This is a genomic window from Methanosarcina sp. DH2, assembly GCF_020804225.1.
Lineage (GTDB): Archaea > Halobacteriota > Methanosarcinia > Methanosarcinales > Methanosarcinaceae > Methanosarcina.
This window is the reverse complement of sequence record NZ_WJBI01000002.1, coordinates 1-20183: the sequence shown is the minus strand read 5'-3', so window position 1 is coordinate 20183 and position 20183 is coordinate 1. Positions and strand designations below refer to the sequence as shown.

The 20183-nt window shown below is 42.9% G+C and carries 11 protein-coding genes; 5 read left to right on the top strand and 6 right to left on the bottom strand.

Going from position 1 to position 20183, the window contains the following annotated elements:
• The first annotated feature begins 125 nt into the window (after nt 1–125).
• Nucleotides 126–1412, top strand: a complete 1287-nt coding sequence (gene thiC, locus FXV91_RS04020) for a phosphomethylpyrimidine synthase (RefSeq protein ID WP_229388632.1) — start codon at nt 126–128, stop codon at nt 1410–1412.
• A gap of 101 nt (nt 1413–1513) precedes the next feature.
• On the opposite strand, the gene FXV91_RS04015 is transcribed toward thiC, so the two are convergent.
• On the bottom strand, nt 1514–2401 hold the full coding sequence (locus FXV91_RS04015; protein ID WP_229388630.1) for a DUF2156 domain-containing protein: 888 nt from the start codon (nt 2399–2401) through the stop codon (nt 1514–1516).
• A 304-nt stretch (nt 2402–2705) separates the two neighbouring features.
• On the opposite strand from FXV91_RS04015, the gene FXV91_RS04010 reads away from it, so the two are divergent.
• A complete protein-coding gene (locus FXV91_RS04010; protein WP_229388628.1) occupies nt 2706–3203 on the top strand; it encodes a GNAT family N-acetyltransferase in 498 nt (165 codons plus the stop codon).
• 39 nt (nt 3204–3242) lie between these two features.
• Here the strand turns inward: FXV91_RS04010 and FXV91_RS04005 are convergent, their stop codons facing one another.
• A complete protein-coding gene (locus tag FXV91_RS04005) occupies nt 3243–3647 on the bottom strand; it encodes a DUF3303 family protein (RefSeq protein WP_229388626.1) in 405 nt (134 codons plus the stop codon).
• A gap of 1403 nt (nt 3648–5050) precedes the next feature.
• Between FXV91_RS04005 and FXV91_RS04000 the strand changes: the two genes are divergently transcribed.
• The gene (locus tag FXV91_RS04000; protein WP_229388624.1) at nt 5051–6301 is read left to right on the top strand and encodes a DEAD/DEAH box helicase; all 1251 of its coding nucleotides are present in this window, start codon (nt 5051–5053) and stop codon (nt 6299–6301) included.
• 290 nt (nt 6302–6591) lie between these two features.
• Here FXV91_RS04000 and FXV91_RS03995 read toward each other — a convergent pair whose 3' ends face one another.
• The gene (locus FXV91_RS03995) at nt 6592–12195 is read right to left on the bottom strand and encodes a tetratricopeptide repeat protein (protein WP_229389738.1); all 5604 of its coding nucleotides are present in this window, start codon (nt 12193–12195) and stop codon (nt 6592–6594) included.
• A 536-nt stretch (nt 12196–12731) separates the two neighbouring features.
• Nucleotides 12732–13256, bottom strand: a complete 525-nt coding sequence (locus FXV91_RS03990) for an O-acetyl-ADP-ribose deacetylase (RefSeq protein ID WP_229388622.1) — start codon at nt 13254–13256, stop codon at nt 12732–12734.
• Between the two features lie 475 nt (nt 13257–13731).
• Between FXV91_RS03990 and mtaA the strand changes: the two genes are divergently transcribed.
• Nucleotides 13732–14751 carry a methylcobamide:CoM methyltransferase MtaA gene (gene mtaA / locus FXV91_RS03985; protein ID WP_229388620.1) on the top strand — a complete coding sequence of 340 codons (1020 nt, stop codon included), beginning with the start codon at nt 13732–13734 and terminating at the stop codon, nt 14749–14751.
• A gap of 878 nt (nt 14752–15629) precedes the next feature.
• Nucleotides 15630–16874 (top strand): IS110 family transposase, encoded by a 1245-nt coding sequence (locus tag FXV91_RS03980; protein WP_229388618.1) that lies wholly within the window; start codon nt 15630–15632, stop codon nt 16872–16874.
• A 58-nt stretch (nt 16875–16932) separates the two neighbouring features.
• On the opposite strand, the gene mtaB is transcribed toward FXV91_RS03980, so the two are convergent.
• Entirely contained in the window at nt 16933–18318 is a 1386-nt protein-coding gene (gene mtaB, locus FXV91_RS03975) for a methanol--corrinoid protein co-methyltransferase MtaB (protein ID WP_229388616.1), read from the bottom strand.
• 13 nt (nt 18319–18331) lie between these two features.
• Nucleotides 18332–19099, bottom strand: coding sequence for a methanol--corrinoid protein MtaC (gene mtaC / locus FXV91_RS03970; RefSeq protein WP_229388615.1), 768 nt, complete (start codon nt 19097–19099; stop codon nt 18332–18334).
• Nucleotides 19100–20183: the final 1084 nt, after the last annotated feature.

Sequence of the window (20183 nt, the reverse complement as noted above, 5' to 3'; positions counted from 1 at the left end):
TTAAAATTGAAATATTTAAGGACTGGAATATTTCAGGATTGGAATGTTTCAGGACTAAAACACTGTAAGACCAGAATAGTTTGGACTGGAATACTATCTCATCCACCTCAACATACGGAGTAAAAATGACGCTGATGGAAGATGCAAAACGGGGAACCATTACCCCTGTAATGGAAGCCGTGGCAAAAGCTGAAGGAATAGATGCAGAAACTGTCCGCTCCTGCGTGGCAAAAGGGCTCATAGCCATTCCAAGGAATATCAGGCGAGAAACCCTGCCTGTCGGTATTGGCAAATACATGAGCACAAAGATAAACGCCAATATAGGCACATCAAGGGACTGTATCGATATCGATGCCGAAGTCGAGAAAGCGAAAACTGCAGAATTATTCGGGGCTCATGCAGTAATGGACCTCTCAACAGGCGGAAACCTGGATGAGATCCGCACCCGTATCCTTAAAGCCGTAAATATACCGGTAGGGACTGTCCCGATCTACCAGGCAGCAGCTTCGCAGAAAGTTGTCGTGGAAATGACCTCTGACGACATGTTCAACGCCGTAAGGAAGCATGCCGAACAGGGCGTGGATTTTGTAACCGTACATGCCGGAGTAAACTTGAATTCCCTCGAGCGCCTGCGCCAGAGTGACCGGATTATGAATGTGGTCAGCCGGGGTGGCTCTTTTACCATTGCCTGGATGCTGCACAACGGGGAAGACAATCCCTTCTATGTCGAATTTGATTATCTCCTTGAAATCGCAAAAGAATACGATATGACCCTCAGCCTTGGGGACGGCATGCGCCCCGGCTGTATTGCCGATGCTTCCGACCGCCCCAAGTTCATGGAGTTTATCACCCTCGGGGAGCTTGTAAAACGTGCAAGGGCTGTCGATGTCCAGACTTTCGTTGAAGGGCCGGGGCATGTCCCCTTAAACGAAATCGAACTCAGTGTCCGGGGCATGAAAGAACTCTGCGACGGAGCTCCTCTCTACCTTCTGGGGCCCCTTGTTACCGATATTGCCCCCGGTTTTGACCATATCACCGGTGCAATCGGAGGAGCAGTTGCGGGAATGTACGGCACCGACTTCCTCTGTATGGTAACCCCCTCGGAACACCTTGCCCTCCCGGCTCTCGAAGATATTAAAGAGGGACTGCTCGTAACAAAGCTTGCAGCCCACACTATCGATCTCATAAAAGAAGGCCCGAGAGAACGCGCCTGGAAACAGGATACAACTATGGCTTATGCCCGCAGGGACCTTGACTGGGAGAAACAGTTCGAACTTGCAATCGACGGCGACCGCGCCCGCAAAATCCGTGACGCCAGAAAGACGGAAAGCGACGCATGTTCCATGTGCGGAGAACTCTGTGCAGTTAAAATCGTAAAGGAAGCCTTCGGGGAAAAGAAGAAAGAAGAGTGAAAACGGAAAAACTAATTTTTTCATCTCTTTTTTCTTTCAATCCTTTTTCCTTTAAATTACTATTCTCCTTTTCAGACTTCAGCCGTTTTACTAAAAACAGTTTACCGTTTGAGAGAATATACTTCAACCAGGTGATGCGGGTGATACCGTATTTTTGCTTCTCTGAGGCCGCCGACGCCGAGGTCGCTCTCCCGGTTGATGTACTCCACTTCGCTGGCAAGAACTGCTGCCGTATCCGCGTTAATCGCCTTATAGATACCTTCACAGTCCGGCAGCCCTTTTTCGAAGTGGATGAGCGCTGTATCTGCATTGAGGCGCTCAAAAAGGGAGATTGCGCTCACCTCCGAATCAACCCTGATTAGAAGGCCCCTCAGGAGAAGTTCGGTGAAGTGCTCGACCGCGTAAAGAGCTGCTTCGATCTCATGGGTAAGGACTAAATTTTTCTCACACCCTTTCCAATCGTGCCATTTTCTCAGGAGTTCCCTTACCTCTTCCAGGTTTTCGGATGTAATCGGCTCAGTTATGTTCAGGCAGTTCTTTCGGAACCTGTTGAGGTGGCTCCGGATTTTCTGGTACTTCTTTCCCGGGAGTTCCGCAAGTTCGGAAGCCCTGTACACATACTCAAAGTTGTTCCTGTCCGGCACTAGCACGAGGCCGGGCTCAAGCTCCTGCATCCAACGTGCAGTCTCCGGGTCAATGAACACAAGGGGCGTATCGTCGCTCATGTCCAGTGCCAGCCGTATGAGCTCACGCATAATCACCGGGTCGCGGGGACCTATTGGTGGGTGGAACCTGGTAACCCCTTCAGTGGTGCACGAAATAATAATGTTCCCGTTAACGTATGCGTACCGGTATGGTGTAAAATGGTTCCAGCAGACCATGTTTGTAAATGTGTTGATGCTGTGGGCTTGCGGGTAAAGCGCGTAATGTCGTTCGAAAAATTCCCTGTCAGCAAGAGTGACAGGTTTGAAGTCTTCCTGACAAAGCATCAGGAATCTCCTGAGGTTCGCAAATATAATATTCTGAAAGTAAAGCATACGGATTTATCGGTTTTCATCTACCCACCATTTTCTTGATTGATTCCTTCGATAGGTCTTTGATCAGCAATTGTGCCAGATAATTATCATCAGGTCCTGCGTGAATGTAGCTAACTTCTGGAAATTACATTAAAATACTATCTTCAATTTAATAGGGCTTACGCATTTGACTATTGGAATCAATTATATGCAACCTTTCATAACCCTGTCAAGCTTTTTAGAATTCTATTAACCGACCAACAAAAAAGGAATAAAAATGGCTGAAACTGAGACAAAATCTGGTTTGAACATCCGTAGTGCAGAAAAAGAAGATATTCCCCTTATTTTTGAATTTGTCAAAGGGATTGCTGAGTTTGAAAACCTCTCTCACCTGGTCACAGCCACAGAAGAAACCCTGGAGGAGTCCATGTTCGGGGAAAAGCGTTATGCTGAAGTTTTCTTTGCCGAACTTGATGGGGTGCCTGCAGGTTTTACGGTCTTTTTCCACAACTTCTCCACTTTTGTTGGAAAACAGGGGCTTTATATCGAAGATATATTTGTGAAACCTGGGTTTCGGGGAAAAGGAATCGGAAAGGCAATGTTTATGCACTGCGTTAAGCTTGCAAAAGAAAGGAATTGTGGGAGGATGGAGTGGGCAGTGCTTGACTGGAACCCTGCAAGGGAGTTTTACGAATACTTCGGGGCCGGGCCTGTTGATGGCTGGCATATCTATCGTATGGGTGCGGATAAATTCAAAAGTGCGCTTGAAAAGTAAACCAGGTAGGTTTACCTGAAATTCTTCTTTTTAAAGGTTTCAGGTCGTATCTTCCTGCTGAATGAAAGAATGGTGCTCAAGGCGTTCGACTCTTTTTTCAAGCCCTTCTATCTGCTCAAGGATTCCTTCAGATGCTTCTTTACCCTGAGCAGCCCCTGCCCCTTTTTCCCCGGTTTTCTCGGCACGTTCCTGAGCCCTCTGCATATATTTGTCTGCTCTCATAATCAGGATTGTTTCGAACCTGCAGATCCCAATAAAGGGAGTGATTGAAGGTGTATACGTTTTTTCGTCTTCAGTTTCGTAAATTACAAACATGCGATAACCCGTAAGGTCAATCCACTCGTCGGTTATCTTTATTCCCTCCGGGTATTCGTAGTTCTTATAAAGGTTCTGAACCTTTGCTGAGTCTTTCGGCTCCCAGGTTATTATATCCATCAATAGCATTTGCCTGATACCCCCTGTATTAAAAATAGGTCTAAATTATGTTCAATATTATGTTCAATCGAATCCGAATCGGATTCAACGTATATTTAGCAAAGTTAATGTTGTTTCTCTTCAAACTGGCATATACTTTCAGGAAGAAATGTTTAGAAAAAAAGATACGGAAAAAAGATCTGAAATACAACTTATTCCAAAACCCGTTTTGTTAACCTATTCCGAAACCCTTTTGCTCTTAATCATTAGAAGGTCTCAGGAATTCTCCTACAGCGTGAAAATCTGCAGTCTATTTTGTATTGCTCTGCCAGTATGTGCCACGCCATCATGTAGCAATCCTTAAATAGTTTTTCAGCTTATTTTACACCGTTAAGAAAGGACATAATCATACCCTAAATGCGAATAGACCTGCTAGACCCGCAAAAAAATGTTTTTTGCGGGTTAAAAAAACAAAACTGGATTCGTTTTTTACAATGTATTACTTTCTATCGAAAGGGGTTTTCTAACTTTGCCCCTTTCCCCTCCCACCTCTATTTCTCAAGTTTCGCTTCCATAGTTTCGCTTCGGGATCACAGGAAATCGAAGATTTTCTGGGAGTTGCACTGCAAGTGCAACAGCACGATGTCCTTTTCGCTCAAGAGGACTAACTTATAATATCTCTGACCAGTATAGCCTTATTCGCTGTATCAGCCGTTTTTGTCACGCTCAACGAAGAGGGGCAGCCTTTCCCGCTAAAAAAGGAGAGAAAAGGCAAAAATTAATTGTGACCAAAAAACCTTTAATAGTGCAAAGAAAATAAAGTCAAATTCTATCTAAATAAACTCATTTTCAAATATCTTTTTTATTTTTTAGGTTTTTGCTCTTGGTAATGGACAGGCTTATGCCTGGAAAAAAGCGACCTGATAAAGTGAATTATGGTTTCTTCGGCTTTAGAATTCTGATTTTTTCGTCTCAAAAATGGAAAACAATACTCAGAAAGGTTCTGAAAGGATCTAAATTCAGGAATTATATACCTTATAAATTGTTATATTATTTATTATAATTATATTTTTCATTACACTACTGGCTGGATCATATTCATATAGTCAGTATTAGGAATTTATATTAAAATCCGATATTTAAATAGTTAAGATCTTTTTGAGGGTAGGCGAATGAGAATCAAAGACAGGCTGTATTCGGTGGTTGCAAATTTTGTTTTTTCACTTTCTTTTTCCTTATTCATTATGATACCGCAGTTTTGTTGCACAGCGCGGAAGGGGACCGGATTATAGTGAGGGAGTCCGTTCATTAACGTATTTCTACCATGAAAATAAAACCGGGTTGGTAAAAGGTAACAGGTTGAAACTGAGAGAGGAGGGTTAAATACGGAAGGTTCAGGGTTTAAAGATTTAAATCTATCAAAAGAGATACTGATGGCAGTAGAGGATATGGGATTTGAAGAGACTACCACAATTCAGGCTCAGTCCATTCCCTATATGCTGGAAGGCAGAGATGTTATCGGACAGGCTCCTACGGGGACGGGGAAGACTGCAGCTTTCGGAATTACTGTTTTAGAGAGGATAGATCCGAAAATAAAGGGGCTACAGGCTGTGATTTTATGTCCTACAAGAGAGCTGGCGATTCAGGTAGCAGGAGAGCTCAAAAAGATCTCAAAATATAAACCGGACATCGAGATATTACCTATTTACGGTGGGCAGCCTATAGACCGCCAGATTAAGGCATTAAAAAGAGGCGTACAGATTATTACCGGCACTCCTGGGCGTGTTATGGATCACCTGAACCGCCGCACTCTGAAAACGGAAGGCGTGAAAATAATCATACTGGATGAAGCGGATGAAATGCTGGATATGGGGTTTAGAGAAGATATCGAGACTATTATGAAGAAGATCCCGGAGCAAAGACAGACTATTTTCTTCTCTGCAACAATGCCTAAAACAATCCTGGACTTGACTAAAAAATATCAAAACAACCCTCATTTTGTAAAGCTTGTACACAAAGAAATGACTGTTCCTAATATCGAGCAATTTTATTTTGAGGTCAAGCAACAGACAAAATTTGAAGCTCTGGCTCGTTTAATTGACTATTATAACTTGCAATTATCGCTGGTGTTTTGCAATACGAAAAAACGTGTGGATGAACTGGTTGAGAATCTCAAGATAAGAGGATACCTGGTTGATGGCCTGCACGGGGATATGCAGCAGAAGCAAAGAGACATTGTCATGTCCAGATTCCGGAAAAGAGAGATTGAGATACTGGTAGCAACTGACGTGGCAGCCAGGGGGATCGATGTAGGAGATCTGGATGCTGTCTTTAATTACGACATACCTACGGATGATGAGTATTACGTGCATAGAATCGGAAGAACAGCCAGAGCAGGAAAATCAGGACTTGCATTTACTTTTGTGGTAGGTAAAGAAGTATATCGAATAAGGCAGATCCAGCAGTTCACAAAGACTAAAATTATAGCTAGAAGAATTCCTTCTGTCAGTGATGTTGAAGAGATGAGAACAAACACAATTTTAGAAAATGTTAAAGATGTTGTTGATGCAGGACATCTCGGGGAGTATAATAATTTAGTTGAAAAGCTTATTCAAGAGGAATATACTTCTTTAGACGTAGCTGCTGCTTTATTAAAGATAATGATTGACAAAGAGAGCAAATAAATGTCAACAAGGGTTAATTTTTCCAGGTTGTGGGAGTGATTTTCCCCTTCCTGTCTTTTCCTGAATAGACCGCACTCAATATATTCCAGCGAATATCCGTCATATTCGGTATTTCTCATTTCATTGAAGATTCCTTCTGTCTCTCAATAAATGTAGTCTCTCAATAATATAGTCTCTCAATAAGTGTCTACACTTAGGAAAAAGTATTCATAAAAGATTGGAAAAGATCCCTTCTCAGAAGGAATCCTCTCTTAGTGAGGCTTAATAAAATCTTTCTTCGTTCTTGAGATTTAATAGGATCTTTCCTCGTTCTCAAGGGACTTTAATACCTCAAGTTTTTTCCTCGCATCCGCCATATCCGGGTAAACGCGCAGAATTTCATCAAAAGCCCTTATTGCTTCACTGTACCTTTCCATCTTTCCGAGGATAACTCCCCTGTAGTTCATGGACTGGACGTCCTGAGGGTCTATCCTTAACAGTTTTTCGAAGGCTTTCAGGGCTTCTTCATATTCTCCGATTTTTGCAAGAGAGATGCCCAGGTATCTGAGGGACTGCTCGTGCCAGGGGTTAATAGCAAGGGCTTCTTTAAAAGCCCTGGCTGCGGTCTCGTAAAGTTTCTGTTTGAAGCAGACCACACCCACGTTATAGACTGCCTTGATGTTATCGGGATCCTTTTCAAGCACGCCGTCAAAAGACCTGAGAGCTTCCCTGAACTGCTCAAGCATGCAGAAGGCAATTCCTTTATAGTTCATGGCATCGAAGTTCTCAGGGGAGAGTTCAAGGATGCGATCAAAGTAACCGAGGGACTCCTGAGCCCTATTTAACTTGATGAGGGTCGTGGCTGCATTGTAAAGGGCTTCTTCGTTTTTCGGGTTGAAAAGGGAAGCTTTTTCGAAGGCCTGAAGGGCTTCTTTCGGGTTGTCAAGTTCCAGGTGACAGAGGCCGAGGTAGTTAAGGCTTTCAGGGTCTTCCGGGGATGCTTCGAGAAGCAGCTCAAAGGTCCCTGCAGCTTCTTCGTACTCTTCCATGTTGAAGAGCACAAGAGCCATATTGTAGAGTGCTTCCCTGTGCGTAGGCTCATGTTCAAGGACCAGGTCGAGGGCCTGAAGAGCTCTTTCATAGTCCTGAAGTTCTATGCTAGCAATACCGAGCCTGTAGCAAGCTTCGGTGTAGTTCGGAAAATCAGGGGTAAAGAGGATCACTTTTTCCAGGTCCTTTGCAGCTTCTTCGAAGTTAAGGAGCTTGAAACTGGCTATTGCACGGCTGTAAAGGATATCTGCATTTTCAGGGTTCTGGATAAGAGCTGAACTGAAGGCGTTTCGGGCTTCTTCGCACCTGCAAAGTGCAAGGAGGGAAAGCCCTTTCTGCTCCTGGGCAGCTGTAAGGGAAGGGTTGAGTTCCAGGGCCTTCTCAAAAGCCTCCACTGCATCCTCGTTCTGGTCAAGCCCTCTCATGACAAGCCCGCTTAAGTACCACACGTCAGCAGCCATCGGCTTTTTCTCAAGGACTTTTTCAAAGGTCTCAAAGGCATCTTCATACCTTTCGGTTTTGAGCTGGGAAAGCCCTATTTTAGTCCAGGCGTCTTCCGATTCCAGATCATTTATTTTCGGCCCTTCTTCCTGGCTTTCCAGTACGGCATATTCGAAGGCTTCAAGGGCTTCTTCGTAATTCTCCTGTGAGAATAGCACAAGCCCTTTCCCATACCATGCTTTCCTGCAGTTCGGATAAACCTTAAGTAGCTCTGAAAAAACATCGCAGGCTTCCTCCTGCTTTCCAAGTTCCAGAAGTACCGTCCCTCTGTTGTAAAGAACCTCTTCTGAAGCCGATCCGTCTCCTGCAAGTTTCTCAAGCGGCAGCAGGGCTTCTTCAGACTTTCCAAGTTCTATCAGGGCGGACGCAAACTTCTCAAGGAGCTCCTGACATACCTGAGGAGTTTCTCCCGTGCTTTTTTCGATTTTCTCTCCTGTATCTCCTTCGATTACATTTTCTACGGAGAGTTCAGGAAGGGCAAGAAGGGAATTTACCGCAGATACAGCTTCTTCTAACCTCCCAAGTTCGAAAAGGGAAAGAGCTCTTTTTTGCAGGATTTCGGGGTCCTGCACTCCTACTCTGAGGACAATGTCAAAGGCTTCTACAGCCCTTTCATAATCTCCTATTTCAAAGCAGGAAAACCCTGTATAACAGGGGATGTCAGGCTTCTGGCACCCGAGGGCAAGGGCTTCTTCAAATCCCTGCACGGCTTCTTTGAAATTACCAGACCTGAAAAGGGAAAGAGCTCTTAGATATTGCATACCTGCTTTTTCCGGAGAGTATTCCAGCGCTGCTTTAAAGGCTTCAGCAGCTTCTTCATATTTTCCGAGTTCGAAAAGGGTATATCCTTTCTGGTCGAGGGCGTATGTGCAGTCAGGTTTCAGTTTTAGGATAAGGTCAAAGGCAGCCAGTGCGTCCTGGATTTTTCCAAGGGCTTTTAAAGCAAGCCCTTTTCTGAAAAGAATGGTCTTTCTTCCCGGAGTCTGACTGAGCACCTTCTCAAAAATCTCAAGAGCCTCTTTATAATATCCCTGCTTAAAACAGGCAGTGCTCATGTGTGCAAGGGCTTCATCATTTGCCGGGTCTCTGGCAAGAACTTCCTTAAAGCCGGGTGTGGCTTCTTCGTATCTTCCAAGCCTGAGCAGAGCAAGGCTCTTTCTATAGATAATATCCGTGTAGATAACATCTGTGTAGATAACATCCGTGTAAATAACATCCGTGCCGGCAATATCCCGGATTTTTTCCGGGCCGGGAGCTGTCTTAAGGGCTGCCTCAAAAGCTTTCAGGGCATCTTCATACTTCTCGAGTTCAGAGCAGGAAATACCCAGCCGATAATATGCGTCTTGTGCGTTCTGGAATGCAGGGTCGATTTCAAGAACTTTTTTGAGAGCCGTGTAAGCTTCTTCCTGTCTCCCGAGTTTTGAACAGGACAGCCCGACGAAGTACCAACCTTCCGCAAACTTCGGATCCTGCTCAATTAACCTTGAAAAGACTTCAAGTGCCTTTTCGTAAGCTTCCTGCCTGATAAACACAAGCCCTTTCCAGTAACGCACAGGATAATCTTTCTGAGAATAATCTTTCTGAGAATAATCTTTCTGAGAATAGCCTTTCTGAGAATAGGTCTTCTGAAGGTTCCCTACTGTTCCTTCATTATCTTCTTCGTTTTCGCTTAATTCTTCGCTCTCATTTCTTTCTTTATTTTCATTCTCATTCTTTTCTTTCTCATTTATTTCTTCAAAAAGGGCAAGAGCCTCATTATACTGGCCGAGCTCGAAATGCTCAATCCCGAGCTTGAACTTCGCCTCTTCGAGCTTAAACATGGTCTCTTCCCTGGCCGGGTCAAGTTCAAGCAGGTTTGAGAGAGCTTCAACTGCTTCCTTATGCTTCTTGAGTTCAAGGAAACAAATTGCTCTTTTGTGCAGGGCTGAAAGGTTTTCCGGGTCTCTTTCCAGCACAGTCTCAAAGGCCTTAAGAGCTGCTTCGTACTGCCTGGTTTCAAAGAGACAGATTGCCCTGTATTCAATGGCATCATACAGCTCCGCCGGATTAAGGCGGATAGCCGATTCAAAAGCCCGGGCTGCCTCTTCATGCCTGTGTAGTCTATACAGAGTTAGGCCGCTGTAGTACCAGGTCATGCCGGAGTCAGGTCTTTTTTCAAGTACACTTTCAAAGGTTTCCAGGGCAGGGATACATTTTCCGAGCTTCATTTGAGAAAAACCCTTGAGAGTTCCGGCGTCCTCATAACCTGAGTCCTTTGTAGCGTTCCTTATAGTTACTTCTTCAAAGGCTTTTACAGCTTCCTCAAAGCGTTCCAGCTTCAGGAGGACAAGCCCTTTATTATACCAGGCTTTTTTTGATTCGGGTTTTTCAAGCAATACCTTTTCGAACGCCTGCAGGGCAGTTTCATGTTTCTCGAGCTCCATTGCAAGCTTTCCTTTTCTGCACTGGATTTCTACATCGTCCGGGTTTTTTGCAGCAAGTTTTTCAAAGGTTTCCAGGGCTTTTTCCTGTTTACCAAGTTCCGTCAGTGCAACTCCAAGGCTGTATGCAAGATCTGGATAATCGGGACTGAGGGAAACGACTTTTTCAAGGTATTCCAGGGCAACTTCTTTTCTTCCCAGTCTGAGAAGGGATATGCCTTTGTTATAAATAGAATCGATATCTTCAGGGTTTGTTTTAAGGACTTCGGCAAAAGCTTTCTCGGCTTTCTCATACTCTTCCGAGGCAAAAAGCAAAAGTCCCTTATTTTTCCAGGCGTCCTCAAAGTCAGGTCTGAGTTTTATTGCTTCTTCGAAAGCCTCAAGCGCTTCTTCGGTTTTTCCAAGCTTTCCGAGCACTATCCCTTTCTTGTTCCAGCCCTTCTCAAGATAAGGATTCAGCTGCAAGCCTTCTTTAAAAGCTTCAAGGGCTTCTTCATAACGCTCCAGAGAATAGAGGGCAAAACCCTTGTTCATCCAGCAGATTTCATCTTCAGGCTTCAGGCATGCTGCATTTTCAAAAGCTTTAAGGGCAGGCTCGAATTTTCCGATATCCAGGAGAATGAGCCCTTTTTGAAGCCACATGTTATGGTTTTCAGGTTCCTTCTCCAGGCTTTTCGTAAGGGGTTCAAGGGCTTCTTCAAAACGTCCGAGCCCTGCAAGCACAGTGCCCCTGAATTTCTGAGCTTCGGTAAAATCAGGATCATATTCAAGTAGCTTTTCAAGGGCTTCGAGGGCTTTTTCATACTTACCTGTTCTGGCAAGCAGGCGTCCCTGTTGAAACCATGCATCCGTATTTGTCGGGTCAAGCTCCGTAACACGGGTAAAGGACCGGATAGCTTCCGTAAAATTCTGCAGTTTCAAAAGAGCAAGTGCCCTGTTATACCAGATTTCCTTCATATCAGGATAGGCTTTAAGTACGGTATCAAAGGCTTCTAGGGCTTCTTCGTATACCTCAAGTTTCATAAGTGCAAAGCACTTATAATTCCAGGCTTCAAAATAAGCAGGGTCGAGCCGGATAGCTTCTTCAAAAGCCTCAATGGCTTCGTTAAGCCTGAGCAGCTGTATGAGAGCAAAACCTTTCCTGAACCAGGCTTCCCTGTGCCCGGGGTTAAGCTTCAATACTTTTGAAAGGGTTTTTTCTGCGTCCTCATATCTTGAAAGTTCGCTTAAAAGAATACTTTTATGATAGAGTGAAGCTTCATTTGCAGGAAACTTCTTTAAAAAATCATCAAGAGATTCCAGAGCTTCTTCTTTTTTCCCTAGCTTTGCAAGGGCAAGACATTTCTGCTCAAGGGCACTGGTATTTTTTGGGTTCTCCCGGATAAGGTGATCAAAGCATTCGAGGGCTTTCTCATATTTCTCAAGCTTTGCAAGGATCAGGCCTTTTGCGTAGCAGGCTTCCGAATCTTTAGGGCTAATTTCAAGTGCACGTCCGAAATTCTCCAGTGCTTCTTCATATCTGTTCACCTTTCCGGCTACTGTCCCCATTGCACACCAGGCGGCTACATAATCTGGCTTAAGTTCAATAGCTTTCTCAAAGCAAAGGATTGAAGCTTCAGTTCTTTCTACTTCGGCAAAAGCAAGGCCTCTCATATACCAGGTTTCAGAGATATCAGGAGAAATTTCAAGTGCACTTTCGTAGGCTTCAAGGGCTTCTTCAAATTCACCCAGAATTGCAAAACAGGTTCCTTTTCTATAGAGGGCATCGGAGTTCCCAGGTTCAAGCTGCAGGACTTCATTAAATGAGTTGAGGGCTTCCCGGGGGTTTTCAGTTTCAAGGAGAGCAAGTCCCCTGTTGAAAAGGGCTCCCTTATGAGTTGGGTCTTTATCCAGAATTTTATTGAATGTGTTAATGGCTTTTTCGTACCTTTTGCGTTTAACCAGGTCAAGGCCTCTGTGAAAGGCTTCATCGTGAACGATAATAATTCCTCCGATTCCCTTTTTTGCAATAGATCCTGCAGCTCATCTGAGTATTATATTACTACTTTCCTTTTAGTGCGTATCTTTTTTCAAGAGAATGTATATCAATAAACTGCGCCAGTGAATATACATTGATAAACCTGTGATAAGTGTTACCTATATGTGCTACCGATAAGTATTTACTGATAAATGTTTGCTGATAAACTTGCATTACATTATATATTTTTATGTTTTTATCTGTCTTTTTAAGCCCGGCTTTCGTTTTTCGGGCGGGCTATTATTGGATATCTGGAATTGCTATCATGTTTGTTATCATTATAATTTTTATTTAGAACCTATTTTTCTAACATACTATATAAAGAATCTCCCATAAATGTGAGTGGGGGAAAACTTTCCAAATTGCTTTGAGCATTGTTTACCAGGTATTTAAGCTATCTCTTTGAAGAGAGTTTACATTATAAAAGAATATATAAAAAGATATTCTAAAGATAAATTATTTTTTAAAGATTTCCCTCAAGGGCTTTTTTAATGCTTTTGCAGCTGTCTTTATTATAGCAAACGAGGAAAACAGTTTCAGGTAGCTTATTATTCTGAAGAAATTCTCTTACCTGAGAAACTGCAATCCCGGCTGCCCTTTCGGAAGGAAAACCGTATGCTCCTGTGCTTATGGCTGGAAAGGCAATTCTTTTTATATTGTATCTCCTGGCAAGTTCAAGGCTATTCCAGTAGCAGGAAGCCAGAAGTTCATCCTCTCCTGTTCTGCCTCCATGCCATACAGGGCCGACTGCATGTATAACATACTTTGCAGGCAGAAGATATCCTGATGTAATTTTTGCTTCTCCTGTTAGGCCGCCGTTAAGGGTTCTACACTCTTCCAGCAGCATGGAGCCTGCAACCCTGTGGATGGCTCCATCTACTCCTCCGCCTCCGAGAAGTGTATTATTTGCAGCATTGACAATCGCATCCACTTTCATTTTTACGATATCCCCTTCGGATATCTTTATTCTATCCGGACTTACTTTCATACTTGACTCCTGTACTCGACTTATTCAACTTTTACTTTTGTATGCGGTTCCTGTACTCGGCTCTTTTATCTACACATTAGATAGTTTTTTTCTCAAAAGTCATAGCTTTTTGATTTGTGTGTGCCCAAACAATGATATAGCATAAAACATAGATTATACTAGTCAATCCGAAAGCGGGGATTTCGGTGACCTGCAGGCGTAATTGCCCGCTTAAAAAGTTCTAAAAACTCTTATATGCCTCTGGGGGTTACCGAGGCGATCCTGTTAAGAAGTTGATCTGAAAGATTAAAAAATCTGAAGGGTCAAAAGTATATATCGATAAAATAAGAAGTTGCACATAAAATAAGCCAGTAGTAGTTAAAATAAACAAGTGGCTAAAACAAATCGAGCCGAAATATTTCTTAAACATATTTCTTGACCATGGCTTATATAGCGAGGAATAAACCTCTTAATTATTTCAATGGGGAGACTAACCATGAGCGACATAACACTTAAGGAAAGACTTTTAAACGCATTGGAAGGTAAGCAAGTTGACAAAGTACCTGTTTGTTCCGTAACCCAAACCGGAATTGTGGAGTTAATGGACGAAGTGGGAGCTCCCTGGCCGGAAGCTCACTCTGACCCTGAACAGATGGCAAAACTGGCGATTGCAAACTATGAACGTAGCGGTCTCGAAGCTGTAAGGGTTCCTTACTGCCTGACCGTGCTTGCCGAAGCCATGGGCTGCGAAGTTAATATGGGTACGAAGAACAGACAGCCTTCTGTTACTGCTCATCCGTACCCCAAAGACCTTGAAGGCATGAAAATGCCCGAAAACTTGATTGACATGGGCAGGATCCAGGCTGTACTTGATGCGATTAAAATCATTAGAGAAAGAGTGGGACCGGATGTGCCTATTATCGGAGGAATGGAAGGACCGGTCACCCTTGCCTCGGATCTTTCGAGTGTCAAGTCTTTTATGAAATGGTCTCTGAAAAAACCCGAGCTTTTTGAACAGGTACTGGACTTTGCAACCGAAGCCACAATAGCGTATGCAAATTCCATGGTTCTTGCAGGGGCAGATGTTATTTCCATTGCAGACCCAGTAGCATCTCCTGACCTTATGAGCCCGGACTCTTTCAAAAATGTGCTTCAACCCAGATTGCAGAATTTCTCTTCAAATGTGGATTCGGTTACAGTCCTGCACATCTGCGGTAATGTGAACCCTATCCTCAACTATATGGCAGACTGCGGCTTCGAAGGTCTGAGCGTTGAAGAAAAGATTGGCAGTATAAAGAAGGCCAAAGAAATACTCGGGGAAAGAGCAAGGCTCGTAGGAAATATTTCAAGCCCCTTCACTCTGCTTCCAGGCCCGGTTGACAAAATAAAATCAGAAGCCAAACAGGCTATCGCTGACGGCGTTGACGTGCTTGCTCCGGGCTGTGGAATTGCACCAATGACCCCGGTTTCTCATATTAAAGCTATGGTAGAAGCAAGAGACGAATATTACTCTTGATTAGTTGAAATAAAAACCCTATTTTTTTTAATTTTATTTTTTAACTTTCCCGAATTGTGCCTCGGGATTTCGTGGTCCATTTCACTCGCTCAAGAGGACTAACATTTGTTATAGCGGTGATTTTTGAGAGACCGAATAACAAATCTCTCCTACCAGTAAAGCCTTATTCATTGTACCGGGTCTTCAAGTCTTCAGTGGTTTTTTCTTTTTTTCAATCGGCCGCCATGTAAGCCGGTGTGAACATCCTATTATCAGTAGACTGAAACACTTTCCGGGGTAAGGGGAAGTATTTTTCAATCTCTATGGTGTACTTTTTCCTGGGATCTGGTTTTTCTTAACAGCAGTGCGGTTCCGTTGTGTTTTTTTCTTAGCTGGTGTGAGCTGGCTTCAGTCCAGTGCAGTGCAGGTAAAAATTTTTCAGAATAAATGGGGAGCAACTAGCAGTTAAAATCTTCAGTAAAAGTTCAAAATGCAGGAAAAGTATCCTGAAGAGTATCTAAATAAAAAAACATCCAAAGTAAAAAATATCTAAAGAAAAAACTATCCAAAGAAAAAATTATCCAAAGAAAAAAATATTCGAAAAGAGATATCCGGAAGTTCTCCTGAGACATTTATTAAAAACTTTTTCTGAAAAAACGCACATGATATTCTTCGAATAACATGCCCAAAAAGATGAAAGTCCTTTTATACCTAACTTTTTTGTTTATTAACTCCATCATTACCTTAGGACAGTAAGGTTGTCTTTTCTTTGGTTCTGTGAAACCGTCAAAAAACTAATCAGCGAATTGCCATCGAAGGCCCAGATGTGACTTTGATCACGGATGCCAAATTGCCTTTGAGGCAATTCCACTGTCCTTGAAATGATGGAGTAATGTAAATTGGAAGGAGAAATAAACAAAGCTTGTGGTTTAGACATTCACAAACATTTTGTCATTGTTACTATTCTCAGCAGATCCGGTGAAAAACAGCTACAACGTTTTGATAGAGATGATGATGGAATTTTAAACCTTAAAAATTGGGTGACATCAGAAGAATGTGATGTTGTTGCCTGTGAATCAACAAGTGACTTCTGGGTTCCGATTTATGAGTCATTGATAGATCATTTGCCTGTTATAGTTGGAAATGCGCGAGATATGAAAGCATTTACACATAAAAAGACCGATAAGATAGATTCGGAAGTCATTGCACAACTTGCATTGAATAAAATGATTCAACCGTCAAGAGTTTTTCCTAAAAAGCACAGGGAATTCAGGTCGTATGTCAGGCTCAGGTTAACTCTTGTAAGAAAAAGGACAGATATAAAAAATGAAGCTCATGCTATTCTTTCTTCTGAAATGTTACATCTAGGTGATGTGCTAACAGACATTTTCGGAAAAAATGGAAGAGCAATTCTATCAGGAATTTCTTCAGGAAAAAATATTGATCAGATTATAGAATCACTTTCTCCAAATGTTCGGAAGAAAGCTGGTCAGATAAGAGAGATTCTGAACAGAGAAATATCTCAGAGTGCTGCAATAAGGCTTCAGATGTGCCTGAACATTATAAAACATCTGGATGAAGAAATCGAAATTCTGGAAAGAGAAATTTTCAATTACGCTTATAGAAATCATAAACATGAAATGGAAATTTTAATGTCAGTTCCTGGGATTGGAGAACTGAGTGCGGCAACTCTAATTGCTGAGATAGGAAACTTCAAAGACTTTTCTTCAGGGGATAAACTTGCTTCATGGCTTGGGATAGTTCCAAATGTGTATCAATCTGCAGATAAATACCATAATGGAAGAATCACAAAGAGAGGATCAAAAGTAGCAAGGTGGATTCTGACACAGATTGCTCAAGCAGCATCAAGAAAGAAGAATAGCAGGTTAAAAGAGTTTTTTAACAGAAAAAAGAAGTCAATTGGATATGCAAAGGCGATTATTGCCCTGGCAAGGAAAATTGCAACGATAATATGGCATCTTATCACAAGTGATGAGATGTATGAAGATGAGACAGGGTATGAAAAGGGAGAAGTTCAAAAGAGAAAGATTGTTGAAACTGAAATATTTTCGGTTGATGAACGGATCAAAATAATTAGTGGAATATTCGCAATTATGGGAAAAGAAGACAGAGAGAGTACGTGAGGAAGATATCCTCATGTACTTTCATGCCAAAGAAAAAGGAAAAGGAGAACAACCTTGGTTAGAGGCCGTAATTCTCCGGCAGGAAGACTTTGACTTCCTTCTTATATTTGTCCAGGTTGTCGCTCATGAACTTGTCACTGTCGTCAGTGAGGGCTTCAAAAGCAGCCTTTGCATCTGCAAGAGCTTTGGTTTCGAACCTGGAAAGTTCGAGTTTGCCCCCTGCTCCTTCTTCTACGATTTTAATGCTCTCTATTGCTGCGTTCCTGGCACGGAGGTAAATATCATTTCCGTCCCTGGCAATTGCCTCTCCTACTCTGTAAGCATTCTGATATGCGAGTACGTAACCCTGGGCGTCTCTGTACATATCAGAAGCTGCGAACAGATCTCTCAGGATCTTTTCATTACCCGAATTAAGAGCCACGTTCATCAGAGCACAGTCGTATGCAAGGGTTTCGGACCAGCACTGAACTGTGGTACCACCGAATTCACCGTGGTATTCAACGGACTCGTTGGACCAGAGGTCACAGCACTGCATGGTCAGGTTGCCCATAAGGTCAGAGTGAGCACAGGTTGAGGTCTTACCTTCCTGAGCAATCGGAACACCTGATACGGATTTGACAATTGTGTTTTCATATCCGCAGTCCTTTCCGGGACCTGTTGCACCTGCTTCATATGCAACGAGAGTTCTTGCTGCAGAGATTGCCCTTGCAATAATTGCAATAGTGTGGGCAAGGTTCTTGTCAAGCAGACCGCCTGCAATGAACATTGCTGTATTTGCCTGGGCACAGTCCGTGTCACCGGCTGCAACTACCTTATTCTTCTTTGCAATGTTTGCAATATCGGACCAGATCATTTCCATGTCCATGCTTCCGAGAACACCAATGCCGAAAAGTACACCGGGCATATCGTTCCTGAGAATTGCGTAGTCAAAGACCTCCTTACCGCCCATGCTCTCTACTGAAAGCATATCAGCACCGTTCTGAGCACACTGTTCGAATGCTTCTATAAAGGTGTTGTATTTGTCTCCTCTGAGCTGGAGGTAGTCTCTGCTCTCACGGATATCTCCTATGGTGTGACGGAGTGCGCACTTTATGCCGTGTTCGTCATGGTAGTCTTCCATGATGGCTTTCTGGGCGTGTGCAACTTCTGCTCCCCAGGAAGGGTTATTGGACATCTGCTGAACGTGTTCAGTTTCGAGTACAACTGAAGGGGCTCCTATCTGGACCATCCTTGCCATGATATCGGTGGTGATCCTCTCGTACTCTTTAATCAGCTTCTCCTTGGATGCACCTGCTTCGGGCCTTGGAGCATAGTTCACTTCAGGAGTTGTGTATCCGGCACCAATCTCAAGCCCGAGTCCTGTTTTGACGGGTTTGACAGCTCTTCCGAAGACCATCTCATCTGCTGTAGAATAAGCCATTTTAGTGAATCTGTTTACTGCCATCTACTCCACCTCCTCAGTGTTTATGGAATTTCTCCCTCAGCTTTACAATATTGTCCCCATTTGCCTTAACGAAGTCAGCCATTTTCGGGGCATCAGACGCTTCTTCACCATATACACCGAGCTCATACTGCGACACGAAGTCCTGGTTCACAGCACCACCTCCGCATGCAAAGGGAATCCTGTAGCCTTTCTCCATTAACTTGTCGTTGATCTCCTTAAAGGCATACATGGTCGTGGTCATGAGAGCTGTACCTGTCAGCATCAGGGGGCTCTCCTTTTCGACGGCAGCTATGACTTCATCGACAGGAACATCTCTTCCAAGATCTATTATATCATACCCGTTTGCTCTTAGCAGTGCAACCACAATGTTCTTGCCAATGTCGTGGACATCGCCCTCTGCAACGTGGCAGACAATTTTTCCTTTGACTTCAGGCGATTTTCCAGCTTTTTGCTTAAGGAATTCGATACCTTCCAGCATGGCGTCAGCAGACATCATAACGTTGGGCAGGAAAATAACTCCGTCATCGTAAAGCTTGGAAACAACACCCATTCCTACCATCAAAGAATCATTGATAAGAGAAATAGGGTCTTTTCCGGACTCGATAGCTTTCTTCAGCCCTTCAATAACGTCATCTTCTTCTCCCTCGAAGATGGCTTTTGCAACCGGGTATATTGTCGAGTCTTTTGGATAAAGCTCTTCTGCAGCATCTTCCGGTGTCATTTCCTTTTCCATTTTAACGTTGTAACGAACCAGAATACCACTGGGATCTACGTCTATCAAATATCTAACCTCCATTTTAGCATTTGAGGAGCAAATAATCCCTGTTTATTTGCAGGGGCAAAAGCCGGGTTAAAACTAAAAGTTCCTAAAAAGACCTGAAATAGGTTTAGATGTCCACTAATTCCCCATTTTTAGATAGAAGCAACTAACCTTGATCTAATCAGGTATAAATTCCCAGAATCTTCCCAATTTCTTAAAGGGACTCCTAACTCCCCTTAATTTAATTGTGTTCTATATATATAAAACCCACTGAGCAAGTTTAAGGTTCTCAGACTGAAAACAAGTACTTTCACTTCCATTGCGTATCCTGTTTTTTTCTATTTATGGGGCTGGATTTCTCTCCAAACACATTAATTTCTTGTATACCGTCGATGTGCATACAGTAGTACTCGTATCGAACTATATCGGAAGAAGTCATGCTGCGCATCTACATTTCTTGCATGCTATCTGTATGCTACTCATTTTTCGCTTTTCATCTTCAGGATCACTCCGAATCATCTTAAACTGACCGCACGACAAAAGCTGCCAAAAAGTATTTATAACAGTACTGCATTTAGAAGATTCCCTGATCAGGAGAGATCAGGTGGCAATAAGCTTGTTGATTTATGGCAAAATTACTTTTGCAATAAAATCAGTATGCAGGTAAATTGCTAGACAAAAGCTTTATATACAAGACATGTCTTGTATGTATCCCTCACACGTCAATTGTGCGAGGCTCGCCTGCTTCCGATCTTTAATGATTGGAGCTGCAGTATCTCTGTAGATTTAAGCAAAATTTCGTTTTGCGCTAAATCTGCCTTGAAAAACTGCGAGGTGGGAAAAAGCTTATATACAAGAAATACCTTGTATGATTCCCTCACACAGAACAATTATGTGGGAGGACAATAAAAAGGTTTATATACAAGAAATACCTTGTATGATTCCCTCACACAAAGCAATTGTGTGGGTTGAATTTCAAAGATCTCTTTCATCTTTTAATGGAGACAGAAGTTGTTTTCTGTCTGACGAGGATTTGTCGGTTCGGTTAATTCTGGGTGATAGGTGTTTTCACATCTATCGCGAAATGAACTAACTGAATTTGATG

Coding starts and splice junctions, on each gene's coding strand:
- thiC (WP_229388632.1), top strand. CDS start 126: ATGACGCTGATGGAAGATGCAAAACGGGGAACCATTACCCCTGTAATG.
- FXV91_RS04015 (WP_229388630.1), bottom strand. CDS start 2,401: ATGCTTTGTCAGGAAGACTTCAAACCTGTCACTCTTGCTGACAGGGAA.
- FXV91_RS04010 (WP_229388628.1), top strand. CDS start 2,706: ATGGCTGAAACTGAGACAAAATCTGGTTTGAACATCCGTAGTGCAGAA.
- FXV91_RS04005 (WP_229388626.1), bottom strand. CDS start 3,647: ATGCTATTGATGGATATAATAACCTGGGAGCCGAAAGACTCAGCAAAG.
- FXV91_RS04000 (WP_229388624.1), top strand. CDS start 5,051: ATGGCAGTAGAGGATATGGGATTTGAAGAGACTACCACAATTCAGGCT.
- FXV91_RS03990 (WP_229388622.1), bottom strand. CDS start 13,256: ATGAAAGTAAGTCCGGATAGAATAAAGATATCCGAAGGGGATATCGTA.
- mtaA (WP_229388620.1), top strand. CDS start 13,732: ATGAGCGACATAACACTTAAGGAAAGACTTTTAAACGCATTGGAAGGT.
- mtaB (WP_229388616.1), bottom strand. CDS start 18,318: ATGGCAGTAAACAGATTCACTAAAATGGCTTATTCTACAGCAGATGAG.